The organism is Dyadobacter koreensis, assembly GCF_900108855.1.
Lineage (GTDB): Bacteria > Bacteroidota > Bacteroidia > Cytophagales > Spirosomataceae > Dyadobacter > Dyadobacter koreensis.
On the sequence record NZ_FNXY01000001.1, the window covers coordinates 922,268 to 941,213 of the forward strand.

At 40.1% G+C, this 18,946-nt stretch carries 16 protein-coding genes; 4 read left to right on the forward strand and 12 right to left on the reverse strand.

Annotated elements, in window-relative coordinates; genetic code table 11:
- Positions 1 to 42: 42 nt before the first annotated feature.
- The 4 genes from BMY70_RS03820 to BMY70_RS03835 form a co-directional block, all read right to left on the reverse strand.
- Positions 43 to 738 carry a LytR/AlgR family response regulator transcription factor gene (locus tag BMY70_RS03820; RefSeq protein ID WP_090332071.1) on the reverse strand — a complete coding sequence of 232 codons (696 nt, stop codon included), beginning with the start codon at positions 736 to 738 and terminating at the stop codon, positions 43 to 45.
- 189 nt (positions 739 to 927) lie between these two features.
- The gene (locus BMY70_RS03825; protein WP_090332073.1) at positions 928 to 1,482 is read right to left on the reverse strand and encodes a carboxymuconolactone decarboxylase family protein; all 555 of its coding nucleotides are present in this window, start codon (positions 1,480 to 1,482) and stop codon (positions 928 to 930) included.
- 4 nt (positions 1,483 to 1,486) lie between these two features.
- Positions 1,487 to 1,963, reverse strand: a complete 477-nt coding sequence (locus BMY70_RS03830; protein WP_090332076.1) for a Dps family protein — start codon at positions 1,961 to 1,963, stop codon at positions 1,487 to 1,489.
- A 239-nt stretch (positions 1,964 to 2,202) separates the two neighbouring features.
- Complete coding sequence (locus BMY70_RS03835; RefSeq protein ID WP_090332079.1) at positions 2,203 to 3,063, reverse strand: sugar phosphate isomerase/epimerase family protein; 861 nt, start codon at positions 3,061 to 3,063, stop codon at positions 2,203 to 2,205.
- A gap of 232 nt (positions 3,064 to 3,295) precedes the next feature.
- Between BMY70_RS03835 and BMY70_RS03840 the strand changes: the two genes are divergently transcribed.
- On the forward strand, positions 3,296 to 3,475 hold the full coding sequence (locus tag BMY70_RS03840) for a hypothetical protein (protein WP_143072045.1): 180 nt from the start codon (positions 3,296 to 3,298) through the stop codon (positions 3,473 to 3,475).
- A 37-nt stretch (positions 3,476 to 3,512) separates the two neighbouring features.
- Here the strand turns inward: BMY70_RS03840 and BMY70_RS03845 are convergent, their stop codons facing one another.
- The gene (locus BMY70_RS03845) at positions 3,513 to 4,142 is read right to left on the reverse strand and encodes a hypothetical protein (RefSeq protein ID WP_090332085.1); all 630 of its coding nucleotides are present in this window, start codon (positions 4,140 to 4,142) and stop codon (positions 3,513 to 3,515) included.
- 310 nt (positions 4,143 to 4,452) lie between these two features.
- On the opposite strand from BMY70_RS03845, the gene BMY70_RS03850 reads away from it, so the two are divergent.
- Positions 4,453 to 8,409 (forward strand): cache domain-containing protein, encoded by a 3,957-nt coding sequence (locus tag BMY70_RS03850; RefSeq protein ID WP_143072046.1) that lies wholly within the window; start codon positions 4,453 to 4,455, stop codon positions 8,407 to 8,409.
- A 77-nt stretch (positions 8,410 to 8,486) separates the two neighbouring features.
- Here the strand turns inward: BMY70_RS03850 and BMY70_RS03855 are convergent, their stop codons facing one another.
- Entirely contained in the window at positions 8,487 to 9,014 is a 528-nt protein-coding gene (locus BMY70_RS03855; RefSeq protein WP_090332092.1) for a DinB family protein, read from the reverse strand.
- Between the two features lie 140 nt (positions 9,015 to 9,154).
- On the opposite strand from BMY70_RS03855, the gene BMY70_RS03860 reads away from it, so the two are divergent.
- Together BMY70_RS03860 and BMY70_RS03865 are read left to right on the forward strand one after the other, a co-directional pair.
- On the forward strand, positions 9,155 to 9,727 hold the full coding sequence (locus tag BMY70_RS03860) for a Crp/Fnr family transcriptional regulator (RefSeq protein WP_090332094.1): 573 nt from the start codon (positions 9,155 to 9,157) through the stop codon (positions 9,725 to 9,727).
- 71 nt (positions 9,728 to 9,798) lie between these two features.
- Positions 9,799 to 10,377, forward strand: a complete 579-nt coding sequence (locus BMY70_RS03865) for an NAD(P)H-dependent oxidoreductase (RefSeq protein WP_090332097.1) — start codon at positions 9,799 to 9,801, stop codon at positions 10,375 to 10,377.
- On the opposite strand, the gene BMY70_RS03870 is transcribed toward BMY70_RS03865, so the two are convergent.
- From BMY70_RS03870 to BMY70_RS03895, 6 genes are all read right to left on the reverse strand, one after another.
- Positions 10,372 to 10,551: a hypothetical protein gene (locus BMY70_RS03870; RefSeq protein WP_090332101.1), complete on the reverse strand. Its 180-nt coding sequence runs from the start codon at positions 10,549 to 10,551 to the stop codon at positions 10,372 to 10,374. The two genes, BMY70_RS03865 and BMY70_RS03870, sit on opposite strands and share 6 nt — an antisense overlap.
- A 175-nt stretch (positions 10,552 to 10,726) precedes the next feature.
- A complete protein-coding gene (locus BMY70_RS03875; protein ID WP_218148563.1) occupies positions 10,727 to 12,085 on the reverse strand; it encodes a glycoside hydrolase family 28 protein in 1,359 nt (452 codons plus the stop codon).
- A gap of 158 nt (positions 12,086 to 12,243) precedes the next feature.
- On the reverse strand, positions 12,244 to 15,111 hold the full coding sequence (locus tag BMY70_RS03880; protein ID WP_090332104.1) for a PVC-type heme-binding CxxCH protein: 2,868 nt from the start codon (positions 15,109 to 15,111) through the stop codon (positions 12,244 to 12,246).
- Between the two features lie 156 nt (positions 15,112 to 15,267).
- Positions 15,268 to 16,551: a sensor histidine kinase gene (locus BMY70_RS03885; protein ID WP_090332107.1), complete on the reverse strand. Its 1,284-nt coding sequence runs from the start codon at positions 16,549 to 16,551 to the stop codon at positions 15,268 to 15,270.
- A gap of 198 nt (positions 16,552 to 16,749) precedes the next feature.
- The gene (locus BMY70_RS03890; RefSeq protein ID WP_090332109.1) at positions 16,750 to 17,367 is read right to left on the reverse strand and encodes an alpha-ketoglutarate-dependent dioxygenase AlkB family protein; all 618 of its coding nucleotides are present in this window, start codon (positions 17,365 to 17,367) and stop codon (positions 16,750 to 16,752) included.
- A 150-nt stretch (positions 17,368 to 17,517) separates the two neighbouring features.
- Positions 17,518 to 18,867 (reverse strand): alkaline phosphatase family protein, encoded by a 1,350-nt coding sequence (locus tag BMY70_RS03895; RefSeq protein WP_090332112.1) that lies wholly within the window; start codon positions 18,865 to 18,867, stop codon positions 17,518 to 17,520.
- Between the last annotated feature and the right edge of the window lie 79 nt (positions 18,868 to 18,946).

Sequence of the window (18,946 nt, forward strand, 5' to 3'; positions counted from 1 at the left end):
AAGACAAAATCAGACGGCGGAAAGGCAAAAAATTTCGTTGAACTAAAAGATATTCATCCTTTTATTCAGAGCCTTACGGTATGCGTCTGCAACGGGCACGAATTTCCCGCTAATAACCAGACCACCTTCCTGAAGAGTGTCTATTTTATTCACCGCCACGATATAAGACCTGTGAACCCGAATAAATCTGGCGAATGGCAACCGCTCTTCGGCAGATTTCAACGTTCCGTGAATTGCATACATGGTTTGCTGTGTATGGAATTTGATATAATCCCCCATGGCTTCGGCATAGAGTATATCATCGAATTTCAACCTACGTGTTATGTTCGAATCCCTGACAAAGATAAATTCGTCATTCACCTGTTGAATGTCTTCTTTCCTGGCCGCTAAAATCTCCCTGACTTTGCTGACTGCCTGTAAAAAACGAGCCGGTGCAAAGGGTTTGATCAAGTAATCTGCCACATTCAGTTCGAAAGCTTCTACTGCATACTCCTTTTTCGAAGTAGTAAAAATGATAACGATGTCCTTATTTTTTAAATTCCGGGTTAGCTCCAGGCCGCTCATTTCGGGCATTTCAATATCCAAAAACAAAAGATCAACATTCTTTGTTTGTAAAAAATCATACGCCTCAATCGCATTACAGCATTCACAAACCACTTCCAGATCAGAGACCTGGCTCGCCAGTTGTCTCAATGTTGCCCGTGCGATCGGATTATCGTCAATGATTAAACTGTTCATAATTTGCAGAGCGTGAGATATAAGTTGATTCAGATTTTAAAATTATATAAATGCAGCCCGAATAAGAATATCCAGGCTGCACTGCATTTCAAAATTAAGGAAATATATATTTGAGACGCCTAATACATAGCTTTTATCTGTATTTTTTGGCATACGAAAAACAGCAAACTTCTGAATAACATTTTTGGTTCAGAAAATCGCGTCAAGCGGCTCGGCTTCCGGAAAATCAATTGGAATATTGGTTGTTGCGTAAATATAATTAGTGAAAACCCTCGCCGCGACCAGTCCGATCAGTTCAATGACTGCCTCCTCCTTGTAGCCAGCCATAAAAAACCGTATTAAAAGAGATTCATCAGGCACGCCTTTATTTTCCGCAATGGATTTCGCCAGCTGTAAAGTGGCATATAATTTCCTGTTTTCTACCTCGCCTTTTCTTATTGCGATCGTTTCTGCTTTCGAAAAACCTCTTTTTATTGCCGCCTCTGTATGGCCTGCCAGGCAGTAGGCGCAGCCGTTAACTTCTGATACGATCAGGGCGATTGCCTCGCGCTCTTTTCCCGAAAAAATACCATGGTTCAACTCGTCTTCAAATTCAAGAAAACCTTTTAACGCATGGGAAGAATATCCGATCGTAGCATATAGGTTTGGCACTTCACCCAGGTGTTTTTTTAACCGCTCCAAAATGACTCTCGAATCAGAACCAACTTGTTCTGCTGTCGGCACCTCAAATGATCTCCTGCTCATTGCCTTACTTTTTGAAATGCGCACGAATCATCCAGGCCATTTCCTCATGCGTTTCCATCAAACCTGTTATATAATCACTCGTTCCAAGATCACCAAATTCGTTGGCAAACGGATTTATTTTCCCTCTTAAAAATTCGATAATACTTTCATGGTCTTCCAGCAATTCCCTTAAAAATCCAAAACTGTCATTGTCCCTGGCAGTCGCCTCAGTTAAATGCGTCAGTTGAAGAAGCTGGGTTAATGTGGCTGGTGCATAATGTCCGATCTTCCGTATACGCTCGGCGACACCATCCGTCAATTCATCCAGCTGCCGATACTGAGCTTCGAAAAACAGATGCATGGAATGAAAATCCGGTCCTTCAACGTTCCAATGTGCTTTTCTCGTTTTTGTATACAAAACATATTCATCCGCCAGAAGTTTTACCAATTGTGCGGCAACAGCATGTCTGTTTTCCTCTTTAATTCCGATATTCGTTTTCATAAGAAATTTGTTTACTGGTATAGGTAGATACTTTTTTTTGATAAACTAAAATTAGTCTTTCCTTTACCAGTCAATTCCCTGTTTTCGGTGAACAGGCATTTCTTGTCGTTGAATAGCTTATCGGGATGGTTACCGTTTGTCTGTCAATTTCTATTAAAACGGAAAGAAAAAAATGCGCAGCATCCTTTCGAATACTGCGCAGATCAGCGACCGTTTCATCAGCGCTACGTTTTTAGCTATTAATAAGTCAGACTTTTCAGATACGCAATTGTCTGCGGAACCTGTGTGGCATAACTTGGACTTTCATCCTCAATATAAAAATGCTGGATCGAGGACTTTTTTGCCGCTCTTAAAATCGTCGGAATATCCAGTTGTCCGGTTCCCAAAGCCACGTCATTTTCAACCGGAGTTCCTCCTGAAAGATTACCTTTTACACCTTTCCGCAAATCTTTCATATGAACCAGCTTAAAGCGTGTCGGGTATTTCCTGATCAAAGCTGCAGGATCTTGTCCGGGAAAGAATGCCCATAACATATCCAGTTCAAAACTTACATAGTTCGGATCGGTTTTCTGAATAATATAGTCCATCAAAGTTCCATCACCATGCTTCTCGAATTCGTATCCGTGGTTATGATAACAGAAAGTCAGTCCAAATTCATCCTTTAACTGCTTACCGATTTTATTGAAATCAGCTACCGTTTTTTCCGCCATTTCTAATGTGAAAGGCCCTTCGTGAGGAATCCATGCTACCCGAACAAAACTAGCTCCAAGCGCCTTGGCATTTTGGCCAACTTCCTGAGTTTTGTTCAATGCATCGGCATAACCTACACCGAAGGATGAACATTTTATTCCGCGTTCGTCCAGCAATTTACGAAGTTCCGGAGCGGTTTTCCCAAACAAACTTGAAAACTCCATATCCTTGATCCCTAAGCCTTTCAGCGTATCCAAAGTGGCAGCAGCATCTTTGCTGAGACTTTTCCTGAAGGTATAAGAAACCATACCCGGCTGCTCTGTAAAAAGCGGTTTCCCTTTTTGCGCGTAAAGATTATCGTTACCCAAAGTGAGGGCGAGAGCAAGAAAAGTCAGGTGTTTAATTTTCATATTAAAAGGATAAGTGATTATAGAAATTTCAGGACCAAGATCGTTTATAATGGACGAATTAAAACGCTGGTGCCCCTGTCAAATGTTTTAATAATTTTAAATAACATCCATGTTTCCGCTTCGACAGCATATCTGGAATCTGTAAAGCCCTTTTTTTGTTGTCACAAAGTGTGTTTCAATGGTCAGATTCAAAACACCAAAACAGACTCTTTATAGTTCACCAATGCTTATCGTGATTAAGATAATTTACTTATTCACAGGAAAAGCAGATGAAAGCAAATCTTTACTTAATACCATGCAAGCGATCATGGACGCTTTCGCCGGTAAGGATGGAAAACCTACTTTGTCAGGAGCGCGCGCGATGGTAGCTAACATCCGTTGCAAGGGTAGTACTGGCTGGGCATCCATCTGAGAAATGACGTAAAGTTTTAGGGACATGAAATAATGTCTTACCTGCTTCTTGATAATGTAACAGTTGCCGTCTTTTCGTGTCTCGGATCCGCACTGCTGTAAAAGCTGGAACCATCCGCCTTTTGAAATGAAAATGCAAAAGTAATAGTCAGCTGATCATCCTGCCACCTTCCAGTCCGGCCTTCCGACATTGTAAAGTTTGGCAATACCCTTTTTGCTTCATCTATGGGGCGAAAACTGAACTTTAATTTATGGAAATCATCTTTTTCGACAGATCCGTAAATTTCATATTCCTCTGTTCCTAGCCGGCTCGTAACGTTTGCGATACCGTCAAATCCAGTCTTATTTTTTGTAGGAATCCCGCTCCTCCGCCTGGATTTCCTGCTTGCTTTTGCTTCCCGTTCTTTCTCGGTTGTGGGCTCAAAAATTTCCAGTTTTATATTTTTTGAAACATTATCAGGATCTTTGAAGCTCCCTTCCCATCGTCCAATCAGCAATTTTGCATTTTCGTCACGATTGTAAGCCCATGGCCGGTCACCATAATCCGACCATTTGCTGTAATAATATTTGCATTGATACACCCCCCAGCTAATAAAAGCCAACGCAAGAATAAAGAGCAGCAATCCCTTCGCTGAATTCTTATTTTTAGGTGTTTCGTTTTCTTTCATGGCGATGGCTGATTTCCCGGAAGGTTCCGCAGAAAGTTATGTGAATATTACTTAAACAAAACACCTAAAAATTAAGTAAAAATATACAACCGTTAAATCAAAACAGGGTAACGTCCTATCAACTTAATATTGAATTTTATTAACTTTAAAACACTGTAAATCAAAAGACTGATTGCACAATTGATAAGATAAGCACTCAAATCCCTTCCCGATATGAGCGTATATCGCTTTGCCCGACAACAATGAGAATATCCCGGAGCTTTACCAAGATTTTTCTGAGAAACAAACCATTGCTAAAAGGATTTTAATTATGAAATCATTTTTACCCAGCCGAGAACAAATTCCATTCATGGTAACACTGGCCATTTTGCTTTCGCTGGGTGCGATGTACTATTTTAGTTATCTGCCAGCCAGCCAGAATGATGTGAATCGCTGGAAATTCCGGACTTTGCAAAATGTTAACAGAAATATACAAGATAAACTTACGAACGGCTATACTTTGCTTGAAACATATTTGCCCTCAAAAAACAATAAGGATTATAAAGTAATAAACAGGCGCATTCAACTTCTGGAAAATTTTCCACTGATGCCCATTTCCCCGGTTGCCGATAGGGACACGGTCCGAAAATACATGATAACGCCAAAAAATGAACTGTTAATTACCAGAGTTGACACCTTCAGTAAGCTAAAAATCTCCTTTCGTTATAATTTCGAAGATTTTATTAAACCGCTTCTCCCAAACTATGTATTTGACCATTATATTGTCGTCAATAAAGATGCGGTCATCTACCAGACGTTTTCGTCCGGGTTCGACTATTCTGCCGATTCGCTTTCCAAATATTTGAAAACACTTTCAGGTACAACAATTAAGGATAAAGAATTCGGCGGCATTCCATATAAACTTTTCAATCAGCCTGTTGTGTGCGATCGCAACACCAAATTTACCGTAATAGGACTTATCACACTGGAACGGTATGAGCACGAAAAGAGCAAACTTTCACCAAGCATCATCCTGTTGCTGATCACGATTTTCAGCTGTATTGTAATCACTTTTCCAATTATCAAACTTTATAGTTTAGGAAAAGAAGACAGATTAACGATAACAGATGCCCTGTCATCGGCAGTGGTATCGATGGTTATGATTTCTCTGTTATTTTTTATCTTTTTAAAATATAACGAATTATATATTGACAATAAAAATGATTCAAAGGAAGTGTTAGCGCATACCATTGAATCTTTCTTCCTAAAAGAAATCAAGGAAGATTCTACAAAACTATCGCATTTAGATACCCTGATGAAAAATAATCCTATGTCTCAACAAACCCTTTTTGGCGTTGGAAAAGGCACGATTCGGGATAGCAGCGGGAAAAATGTAGGTTTGACTCCGCTCGATTCCCTGACACGCGACATCAGACTTGACAGGATTTTCTGGATGACTGCCAGCGGGGGGGAAGCCTTTGCGTGGAAGGCTGACACAAACAGGGTTTTCTTTCCTGGAAATTTTTCAAAAAGAACATATTTCCAAAAAATTACAGAAAGCAACCCAACTTTCGGTTCAAAATTTTACGTGGATCAGGTCTATTCGTGGATCGACGGAGTCTTTTATACCGTTTTAGCCCTACCGTCCAAAGTGCCGAACATGAAAGTGGTTGCGGCAACGATTAACTTGAAAAGCCTTGACAGTATAAAAGTACCGACAGGCTATACCTTTGCCATGACCAGGGATAACGGCGAAGTTATTTACCATTCCAACAAAGCGAAAAACCTGAATGAAAATTTATTGCTGGAATTTTCAGAACGTGAGAAAATCGCCGGTGCTATTAAAACGCGCTCCTCTGCGACTTTTAAATCCAGTTACTTTGGACGTAATTATGATGTACTGGTTCAACCGATTTCAATGCTGCCGTATCATCTGGTCATTATGGACGACAGAGCTTACGTTGACTTTCGGAATATCGACGTTTATAGCTTCACGTTCTCCATGCAGTTCCTGTTGTTCATTTTTTTTACAATTCAGATACTGGCTGTCTTTTTCGCCTCTTCCAAACGCTCCCTGTATTCCAATCAATCTTACGAAACCAGCTGGATAGGGCCAAAAATTTCCTCCCATCAAGAGTATATTAAGGCCACAGTCTTTCACTTTTATATTGCTATTTTGTTAAGCTGTTTTGACTTCGAAACAGTGATTTGCAGGTTTTACTGTCTCTTTTTTTCGATATCATTATTACCAGTTTTTCTAAATTTACTGTTTGTAAATAAATATCGGTATGAAGAAAATAATATGCTCCGGAAATATAAATCCAGGGCATTATTCTGCGCCGCATTTTTCCCTACCGCTTTGTCTCTACTTTCCTTTTTTATTTTCAATGAATCTCTTTTGATATTTTGGGCTTTTTTTACATTAAGTGTTTTGCCAATCTTTTTCACGTGCATTTATAAACGTAAACGGTTCACACATAAAACAATTATTGACGAAATTGCCGCAAAAATAAATTACCGGCAAACATTTACCTGCCTGATACTTTCAGGTATGCTATTGACCAATGGCCTTCCGATCATCTTTTTTTTCTCTTCCGCTTTCAACTTTGACCAGCATCTTACAGCCCGTTTTAAACAGCATGAGTTCGCTAAAAATTTTCAGAATAATTTGATAAAAAGGAAAGAAATAATGGATTTATCACCCGTTTTTCTGGAACAGAATATTTACAAAGATGCATTATGGATCAACAATTTTGAAATAACCGAAAATCCGGTTAGCGAGGAAACCACAGAAGATTCAATCACGATAGACTTTCTCAATAGTCTGCGTATCTACACAGGTGGAAACGTGGAAAGTGTGAAAGATTTTAACAAATCAAAAGGTTTTGACTTTTCTTATTTCTTCAATAATCTGTTAAAGCAGGTAACAACAAATGACAACCTGACCAAGACAAATTTTCGGATCATAGGAGATTATTATCTATGTCTGACCTCCGCTAAACTCAACTTCTCCTTACCGTCGCCCTATGCCGCGCAGGGCTTTTTCTTCTGGCTGACTTTTACCGGAATGCTCGTGATCATTTTCGTTTTGCTCTACGGACTGATCAACAAAATATACTCGCTTAATTTGCCAAAAACCGGTATCTGGAAACACTTAGATGAGGAAATTCTGAGAAATAATGAGCTCAACCGATTCGTTTTTCTAATAAAAACACCGGGCGCAGACCAAAGCGAATTTATAAAAAAAATAATAAAATCCGACCCTAAAAACATCATTGCAGCCGGCCAATCACTTGACGACGACACCTATTTGAAAAGATTCTTTAAAGAGATTGACCTATCTGCACCAAACGAAAAAATCAGCCTGCTGGACAAGACCATGGACGATTTCAGGGCCAAATTCAAACCGGAAACAAACACTGAATCGCTGATCGTGATACAACACTTTGAATACAACTTCCGGGATTCTTCTTCGAATCTTGAAAAGCTGAAAAAACTGGAAGAAACCTACCGTACAGCCAAAAGCAAAGACTTAAAAATATTGATTCTATCTACCATCCACCCTAGTACCCTGATTGATGCGCTTGACGAATCTGAGGACAAGATAACGGATCATTACAGTAGCGAAAGATGGCAGGTTTTACTAGCCAACTTCCGTGTCGTCAGTCAGAGACTTCCTAAGTTTAAAATATCCAAAGCAGATTTAAAATCCGACATATATCGGGAAACGCAGTACAGCAACTATATAAACAAACTCGCAGAGCCAGCCATTCGAGTTTTCAAGGAACACTCCAAAAACGGGATATTGGCTGATGAGCAAAGTCTTTCTTACAAATTGCAGCTGACATCGTACCACTTTTATGGAGCCTTATGGCAGTCCTTTTCAAAGGCAGAAAAGTTTATGCTTTACGATCTGGCGGAAGACGGGCTTGTAAACTCTTATGATAAAAACACGCTTTACATCCTTTTGGACAAAGGAGTTGTTATTGAAAACAATGGCATGTTAAAAATATTCAGCCGCGGTTTTAGAAATTATATTCTCACAGGTCTGGGGAGTTACGAGATGGAGAAACTCATTGAAAAAATTAACGATAACCGTAACTGGAATAAAATTAAACTTCCGCTTACCCTTATTTCGATTGCCATTATCGGTTTTTTGTTGTCTTCTCAGCATGAAGCCAGCGCAAAACTTGTGACTTCTCTGGGAGCTCTCGCAACATTATTACCTACAATTATCAAGATTTTATCGTCACTGGGAAGTGATAATTCCTCACAGAAAGGAAAATGATACGCAGGACAATCAACCAATTAGGTATGTAAAAACTGTACAGGCCGGGGTGATTGGATAGTGGGAACTTTATAGAGTTATAGTCTTTTTAAATACCGCTCCTTCAACACGTTATAATGGTGAATACTATGCCCTACAGCCATCCAGCCTAAACTTCGCGCCGAGTAAGGCTCCACACTTGTAAAACCTTTGAAATCAAGCATTTCGTCGGTCATATTTTTAAAAAGTGTGATTGTTGCATTTCTTACTGCCAAAAGTTCTTCGGCTATATCTTCCAAAGTTCTGTTATGTGCGTTAAAATCTTTATTGTATTCCTGGCCCTGAGGAATTTCGAGAACGACGTCAACCCGGCGGGAATAACAGAACGCCTTATACGCATAGTACCGCTCGTCATCGGCAAGGTGGATGAAAACTTGTTTGACTGTCCATTTATTCTCGGCATAGGCATAGTCTTCCCATGGTGCAGGTATAGAGCGAACCAAATCAAACATCTGATTTTTATTGTATTCCAGTGCTTCTATTAAATTATCGCCCGTTGCCAGATCAAAGAAATAAGGATACCATTTCGGAGCGTCTTCCGGATTAGGGCGGCCAATTATTTTCATAATTTAATTTTTTATTTTTAGTGATATAAAATTATAGCTTCACTACAAAGATCGCACTATACAGACCGCACAAAAATTATTTAAAATAACGTTTGCCGTGCTCTTATCTTTGCTTCCTGTTCTCAATGCAAAACAAAATCATGAAATCATTTTTCCAACAATTTACTATCCTTTCAGCCACCGAACTCGACCAGCTTGACCCTTTCATCATAAACAAAAGGCTAAAAAAAGGAGATTTTCTGATTCAGGAAGGAAAAATCTGTGACGAAGTCGTATTTATAAAAACGGGAATTCTGCGCTCTTTTTACTATTCTGACAAGTCAGAGGAAATTACATATTGTCTTACTTTTCCGGGTAATGTGATGACTGCTTTTTCATCTTTCATCACTGGAAATCCTACCGAAGAAACTATTCAGGCTTTGACAGATGCAGAACTTGTAATTATAAAAAAGGAGAACCTGGAAAAACTTTATCAAAAAGGGAGCGCCTGGCTGAAATTGGGAAAACATCTAAGTGAACTCCAATATATAGCGCTGGAAAACAGGATTTTCGGATACCAGAAATACAGTGCAAAAAAGCGCTATGAGGAACTTTTGACTAAACAAGCCGAATTTATCCAGAATGTCCCGATCCAGTATCTGGCTTCCTATCTGAACATTACGCCGAGACATCTGAGTCGGTTGCGCAGGGAAATCAGCCAAAAAGCATTTTAGGACAAATGTCATGTTTTTAGCAAAAGTTGGTGCCTAATTTTGCGCTGTAAAACAAAAATCAATAGGCTCAAATGAAGAAAATTCTTGTTATCAACGGACATCCAAATCCTGAAAGTCTGAACCATGCGCTTGCAGAATCTTATATAAAGGGAGCAAAAATATCAGATATCGAAATAGAGTATATCATTATTTCAGAGCTGGATTTTAATCCCAACCTTCGTTTCGGCTACCAGAAACGCACAGAACTTGAACCGGATCTGCTTGATGCCTGGGAAAAAATCAAATGGGCAGATCATCTTGTCTGGGTTCATCCGGTGTGGTGGGGCGGACTTCCGGCTCTAATGAAAGGATTTATCGACCGTCTTTTTTTGCCGGGTATGGCATTCCGTTATCGGGAAAATTCGGTTTGGTGGGACAAACTTTTAAAAGGAAAAACCGGACATATTATAACCACAATGGATCAACCGGGCTGGTATTATTATCTGGTCTTCGGGCAGCCCAGTATTAATCAACTAAAAAAATCCACGCTGCAATTTTGTGGGGTAAGTCCTGTAAAAGTTACCAGGTTTGGTATTATAAAAACTGCGAATCAGGAAAACCGGGAACGATGGATCGCAAAAGCAGAGCAGCTAGGGAAAGATGGTTTATAATCCGCTGACCCATTTTAAGATATTCCCAAAATGAAACACACCATTTTTATTAGCCACAACGATTTCCGGCTTCTTGTCGCCATTCAAACCATAAACCGCTGCGTTGAGACCAGAACCATAATCGTTATTGAGTAAATGATCTTCAAGCAGAGGCTTTTCCGCCTGAATATTCAATTCACATTATAATTGCCTCCTTTTGCGTCCTCTCTCTCAAAACCTACCGTCATGAAATATTCGTTGGGCATAGCCTGGAGACTATACCCAACGAACACTACGTATAAATCAGGCAGCTATCAACCAAAATATCGGATGAAATTCTTACCAAAGTAGAGGTATCAGGTTTCAAAAATCATTTCACAGCCGTTGGTTCATTCACTTGCTGCCCGATCACTACGTTGTTAAATACAATCTGTTCTGCATTTGTGAAACTTACTGCTGTCGCGCAGGAATCAATACGAACATTGGAGAAATGTATATTTGCGACTTTTTTGGTAGGATAACCCTGAATAACAAGCCCTGCATGGCTGGCTGCCTTGAAGCTTAAATTTTCAATAAATACATTACGAATATCCGTTTCAAAACCCTTTCCTTCTCCATGGTAAAATGAGGTAATAAAGACGCCATCTTCAACATTCCCGAATTCAACGTCATTGACATAAATATTCCGGATAAAACCTCCCCGATCGGGATTCGATTTCAAGTAGATACCCCGTTTGCAATAACCTGCATAAGTACAATTTTCAACAAAAACATTTTGTACGCCTGCTGACATTTCGCTGCCAATGACAACGCCGTGCAAACCCCGAAACCGGCACCTACGGATAATAATATTTTCGGAACTCATGGCAGTTTTTCGTCCTTCGTGATCACGTCCTGCTTTTACAGCCACATTGTCGTCGGCGTTATTAAAGTCGATATCTTCGATCAATATATTTTTTGAATACTCAGGATCAAAGCCGTCATTATTCTTATTGAACGCATCAAACTTCACTTTTCTGGCAATAATATTTTCTGACTTTAAAAAGTGAACGCACCAGAAAGGAGAATTCGCAACCGTTACACCTTCAATCAGAATGCTTTTACATTCGAAAAACTGAATTAGTTGAGGGCGAAGGAAAGATCCTGCACCGAAAACTCGATCTTTCACCGGAACATTCTCATGATTCATCTTTCTACTTAATTCCTGAGCCGGTTTCTGCTTGTCATACCATTTGGAAAAACCTTCTTTTCCGTTCCCGTCGATGACACCTTCGCCGGTTATGACCACATTTTCTGCCTGATATGCATAGATAAGCGGACTATAATTATTGATGAAAGTACCTTCCCAACTTGTAGGTACAGCTGGTAAATAATCCTCTGCATTAGTACCAAAAATCAGTTTCGCTCCTTTCTGAATTTCCAGACTTGTATTACTTACCAGATGTATTGGTCCATTTACAATATAGACTCCTGCCGGAACGACAATTCTACCGCCATTTTGTTCTTTACAAACAACAAGAGCTTTGTCAAATGCAGGTTTGGCATCAGTAACTGAGTCTCCGGCTGCTCCAAAGTCAGTCAGCAGTAGTTTGTTATCCGAAATTTTCGGCTCAATGATATTCTTTAAAATTTCATCTCTTTTCTCCTCTCTTGAAAGTTCCTTTTTGGGGGACGGCTTACAAGAAATAAGACTTGAAATACTCAGAATCAGGAAAATATAAAATTTCATTAGAATACAATTGGCCAGTTGAATACTCACTTGTGAATGTTCGACATATCGGTCGATTCGAAAGATCAGACGACCGATATTTCCGAGACGCATTTTAAATAGTACTGACCCTGACGGTCATTTATCTTTTTTTAGTTAGTTCCCATCCTATTCCATTGCTACTTTTCCAAAACCTTACCAATTAACATTTGTGTTTCATGGTGCTCGTGAGAATGTGTTTTGCCTAAGCGGTCGTTAAATTCCTTCAGTAATTTCTTTGATTCTTCCGTTCCGATTGCTCCTACACGTTGGATGGTATAATGCAGGATTTTCGGCAATTTCGCTTTTTCAGCCATTTGCAAAGCACGTTTCATATCCAGAGCTGCCAACGGTTCTGCTGCAAACCAAACCATCAGCGGCAGATTATGATCATCCTTGTCTTCTGATTTTTGAGCCAATGCATCCACAACTTCCCATCGCTGAGAAGGATCCAGCCGCTGCATTGCCGATGCCAGATACAATCTGACTAATGCTGAATTATCTTTTTGCGCAAGGGTCGCGAGTTGCCTTAAAGTTTCCGGAGAGGCCTTTTTATTTTCTACTAAAAGTTGAATCGCCCAGCTCCTTACATATTCATTTTCACTAGCAAGCAGCTCTGTCAAGTATTTCTCTGTCAATCCCTGGGTCACATGCAATGCCCAGAGCGCCCTGAGTTTTCTTGTCGGATCCTGATTTTTTGATAAAATTTCTTTCAGCGCTTTATGGACTTTCTTATTCGCGCCACGCTCTTGCAAAATAGTTCTTGCCTGCCTTACATACCACTCATTTGTATTAAGCTGATAGTTAACAAGTTCTTTGTCTGAGGCTTTTGTAAGATCAACCTTTACAAATTTGTCATTGTCATGGGTAATTTTAAATATTCTACCCATCGTTTTATTATGCACATCCGGATTCGGGCTATGGCATTGATTTTTGTCATACCAGTCAATCGCATAAACTGAACCGCTTGGATCGTATTTAAAATTCAGCCACTGCGACCATGAATCATTCATGGAAAGGAAGTCATTTTTATGAGTTGCTTCATAACCTGATCCTGAGCGTGTCAGGTGGTCGATATTCATCTTGGCGCCGTTAATATTATTCATAAAAATATCATTTCGGTACTCTTTCGGCCAGGTATCACCACCGAGATAAATCATGGCTCCTGCATGCGCATGTCCACCACCCGCAGAGGCTGAGCGGAAATTTCCAGCATGCGGACCACGCTCACCAACCCAATGGACATGATCGGCAATTGTTTTGATATCATCGTAGGTATACGGATTGAAATGATTGCCTGCTTGTCGCTGATATCGCGCGCCCTGAATGACATGATACATATGCGGGATCACACAAACCGTGATAAACGGATGCCCGTAATCGTTAAAATCAATTCCCCAGGGGTTACTTGACCCCTCAGCAAAAACTTCAAACTGACGACTGGTAGGATGATAACGCCAAACTCCAGCATTGATTTTAGTCCGTTCCGCATCTGTTGCACCAGGTTTTCCAACATTCGAATGCGTGAAAACTCCATGCGTTCCGTAAAGCCATCCATCAGGCCCCCAACGTAGATTGTTTAGTACTTCATGGGTATCATCAGTTCCCCAGCCATCCAGTAATTTCTGCGGCGGGCCAGCCGGTTTATCATTTTTGACGTCGATTGGAATAAATAAAAGATATGGCGCAGCACCAAGCCACACGCCGCCCATTCCTACCTCAATGCCACTGACCAGATTTAGTCCCTCCATAAAAACTTTTCTCTTATCCAAAGTACCGTCACCATCGGTGTCCTCAAAAATCAGGATACGGTCTTTCCCTTGCCCTTCGGGCGCAGGAACCGGATAGGTATGCCCCTCTACTACCCAAAGTCTCCCTTTTGGATCAATCGTAAAACTGATCGGACAAATAATGTCCGGTTCAGATGCGGCTAGTGTAATATTGAAACCTTTTGGCAAGCTCATTGCTTTGGCTGCCTCCAGACCAGACAGTCCGGCATTTAAAACGGGATCTAACGGAGGCAGAATGATAATATCCTTCTGTTTAAGCTCGTTCGGGAAATCGGGACGGGTTGGATAAAATAAAAACTCATCGAAATTGATATGCGCCCATTTGTCGTTTGGTATATAGGGAATCTGGGAAATTCCGGTTTCATTATCAATAATTCGAATGAAAATTTCCTTACTTAAATAGGCCTTCAAATCGACAACAGCTGGTTGCAATGTGGCTCTCCCCTGTCCGGTAATATGATAAATTACACTGTCAGTTCCGGCCAGCAAAAGCTCAACGCGTGTGTCTTGCAAAGCACCTCCTGAAACACGAAACGCAGCAAAGGGTTGTGTTACTTTGAAAGGAACAGAAGTCAATGTTCCTGTCTGTCTATAGTTTAATGTTCCGCCGCTGCTTAAAAAATATTCTCCTTCAAACCCGATCTTCATGTCCTTTTCATGAATCGGTGAAGGATCTTCGTTAACTAATGCATTTGTAAAAGCGTCACCCGTAGCTATCCAATCTTGCAGCGTACCAGTTTCAAAATTCAAATTTAACGGCTTTCCGTCTTTCATGGGCATTTGCCCCGCCACCGTTTTATCAGATATTATTCCTTCAACTACTTCAAAATTCCCCACCATTCCGGCAGCCCTGTGGCCGGGAACGGAACAATAATAGACATCACTCTGAGACGCCTTGAAAACAATGCTTGTTGTGGCTCCTTTCTCGATAATCACCTTGCTTTTTAATCCCAGTTTTTCCAGCGAAATATCGTGCGTCATCAGTTCACCATTTGTGATCTTGATTCGGACACGATCTCCTTTATTTGCCTTCAAAGTGGGATTTCTGGCACCATCGGGCGCGAAAAAACCCAGCATGGTTGCTTCTAATGCATAATCTCGATCAAATTTGGTCGTGTCCTGAACCGTCCTGGATTTGTTTTGCTGAAAGGCGCTGCAAAAGCTGGCAGAGATTGCAATTGTAAAAATAATGGAGATGAAAAAACGAAATGCGTACATAGAACGAGCATTAAGTATGGTTGAAATAATCGCATTTATATAAGCTAACTGACGATTATAAATACTCGTTTTATAAACCCGCAGGAATCAGGGAATGGAAGTTTGGACAAGCAAAGCTTTCGGGACTTAAACAAAGACTCCAAAAGCTATATATTTTTAAAATGTAGATTTCTTAGATACCAGCTCGGTAGCAGGCTTTCTATGGATCGGTAAAATAATTGAAAACGATGTTCCTTTATTCAATTCGGACTGAGCCTTGATAATACCACCATGGTTACGGATAATTCTTCTGCAATAAGACAGTCCAATTCCTTTTCCCTCAGGAATCTGGTCATGTGGCAAATGCGAAAAAATGTCAAAAATCTTTTCTAACTGAGATTTTTCAATTCCTATCCCGTTATCTTCCATCCTGATTTCAACATACTTCACTTCGTTACCTCTCGATATAGGATGCTCTATCAAATGTCCTTCTACTTCCTTGGCAAAAATCTCAATGACTGGAATTTGATCTCTTCTGGAAAACTTTAATGCATTACTGATCAAATGATAAAAAAGCTGCTCGATCTGTAAAGGCATAGCAAGTATCGAAGGAAGCGGCCCGATATTCAACACAGCGTTTCTGGCCCGGAGTTCCTTATTCAGCTGCACACTGACGTCTGTAACTATTTTATTGAGGTTAATTACTTCGAAAGTCGCTTCACGATAATTCAATTCCGAAAATTCAGAAAGATCTTTAATCATCATCGAAAACCGCTGCGCACTGGAAGATACCTTGATGGCAAGTTCTTTTGCTTTTTGCAAATTTTCAGCTTCCGTTGCCGCGATAAGCATATCACCAAACAGCCGAATTTTACGTAGTGGTTCTTGAAGATTATGGTCAGAAATATATTTGTACTGACGGTTTTCATCCGCAGAATCCGTAAGCTGGCGACTTAATTCCTGAACGGCAAAATTACTCTGAGAAAGTAAATCCATACTTTGCAAATGAAAAGCGATCAGATCGGTAAAAAGATTGAACATACCGATAATCTTCGCATCATTTAATTTCGCTGGTCTGGGATCAATTGCGCAAAGAGTTCCGAAAAACTCGCCGCTTTTAAGAAAAATAGGGAATGAAATATAACTTTGAAAGCCATAAATTCTTGGTGTATGATGGCTGACATATTCACTATTTGCAACATCATCAATAACAACAGCACGTTGACTGTCGCGAATTTCATTACAAATCGTTGTTTCAATCTCTAACTCGCCACCAGGTTTCAGACCAAAATTGATTTCGTCCTGCACACTGCAAGCAATCCATCTGTCTTGTGTCACTCTTGCAATCGCCGCAAAACCCATTCCGGTAGTCTTGCAAATTACGTCAAGAATGGTAGGAACTATTGGTATTTGCCTAACCTTCTCAATATCAGACGCAAGTTTTTCTTCAGTCGACATCATCCCCTTGTTGAATATTTTCAAAACGCTTTTTCACAAATATAATCAATCGATTGAAGGAAATCTTCATAACCGCTGAGCCGAAACGTTGTTGAGACAATTTCTAAACACGGAAACAGCAATTATTAGGAAAAATTTAATCAAGTCTTAATTCAGTTCTTAAAATTGACGGTTGCAGATTAATATTAACCGCGTCTAATTTTAATTTCTCAACGGATGAACACTACGAAAAGTGAGGTTTATCCGGGGGAGCTCAAAAACTTTGGATTTCGGGATACGATGTTCCCAATGGTGTTGCAGATCACCTTTCATGATCAATAGCGCGCCGTCTTCCAAAGCCAAAGCGTATTTTTTGTGATAGTCTTTTTTGTGCCTGAATTCGAAAATTCTGCTTTGTCCAATACTTAGAGATGCAATATTCGGATTCTCGCCAAGTTCCGTTTCATCGTCGCTGTGCCACGCTACGGAGTCATTTCCATCGCGATAATAGTTTAGCAGCACACTGTTGAAAGGCAAATTTGTAAGTATTTCAATTTTTTGCTTCAGTTCTTTCAACTCATTCGTCCAGGTTATAGGATCAAATTTTGTTCCTGAAAAAGAATACGTTTTATTATTGTCTCCGTACCATGCTGTTAGTCTGGGTGTCAAAATTTCTTTTCCATACATAGTAACAGTCCTTTGCTGCCACGGCACTTCTGTGATCAGTTTTTTGATTAGTATCCTGCTTTCGGCCCTCGTTAAAAATTCAGGATAATAATCAAGTAGGTTTTCCGGGAAAATTAATCCTTCGTTAATGCCGAATAAATTCAACTGATTCATAAATCTAATCTGGTTTTAAGTTTTTTATAACGAAATAATCTTTGATAAAAACCATTTTTCCCGATTTGAAGTTGCAGGTAGCCCTAACAACAAAAACGATAACCGTCAGACGATTATCGTTTTTGAATTTATACTTACAACCACGGAACTCTATTCTTTGGTTAAAAGTCCGGGATATAAAGTCCCGTCAGCAGATGGAAAATCAATTTTCAACAGTTTGGCGATGAGCGGAGCGATATCCTGCAATCCCATTTCCGGAATCACTGTTCCCTTTTTTATTCCATTTCCAAACACTACAAAACCTGTCTGAATTTCTTTAAAATCAGGGAAAAATCCGTGAGTTCCACCACTCGCCGGGCGGATCAAATCTCCGGTAACGGCATTACTAAAAGTGAATCCTTGTTTCGGGGCCAATGCAAGAACAGCGTTCGGATCTGAACCTACAACGTCAAGCGCATTTCTGTCTTTTACGGCGAACATAGATTTTTGCGATTCCGGTAATTTATTCAAAATAGTTTTTACTTTTTCCAAAGTCGCTTTATCGTTTTTGTCTTTCAAATGCAGAAAAGAAGAACCTCCCGAGGCGTGGAAATAAGCCTTCCAGTTTTCTTTATGATTTGGATCATAAAGACCAGCCTGTGCCAAAAGAATATTGGGCGAAACAGATGAATGTATATCTACAAAACCGTGATCACCAGTAACGATAATGGTTGTTTTGTCTTTAATTCCAGCCTTTTCAACCGCTTCTAGAATTGATTTAATTCCTCTGTCTACACTGGAAAGTGCTGCCCGGACCTTATCTCCGTCTCGTCCTTCCTCATGTTCGAAATGATCTACGGCAACTAAATGAACAGCGAGAAAGGATGGTTTATATTGTCTGATAATGTAACTGCTCATTCTGGAAAGATTATCGTCAATGCTTAAATAATCTCCGTCGAAATCGATTTCTTCCAGCTTTCCAACAGCATTCTGCTGAATTTCCTGATAAAAACCTTTAGGGAAAGAATGCTCGGAAAGCGCTTTGGTCATATTTCTTTTCCCACCTTTTGTCTCAGGCAAATACCAGTATTCCGGGATATTATATGTAGCGGGTCCGCCAACAGAAACGGGCCAGAAAACCGAAGCAGTTTTTAGTCCCTTCTCCTTGGCTGCACTGAATATCGTCGGGACTTTAATATTGGAATAATCCCAGTTCCATTTTCCGGTCACTTCCAATGGTTCTGATGGCGTGTTATAGTAAACGCCGTGTTTGATCGGTTTCACACCAGTGATCATTGTGGTATGCGAAGGATAAGTGACAGTTGGAAAAACGCCCGTCACGCCATCTGCATAAGACCCGTTTTTCATCGCCTGACGAAGATTTACCATGGACCAGGATGCATCTTTATAAAATTCCGGTCTCAATCCGTCGATACTGATTAAAATAACATGCGTATCCTGAGCGATCACTGATGCCAAAGTGAAAACAGAAAGCGCCAACGTTGAAAATATTTTTTTCATAGGGATTAGTGAAATCGATTATTGGAAATTTTAAATAAAAAAAGCATGGACAACAAACAATGATGTTATCCATGCTTTC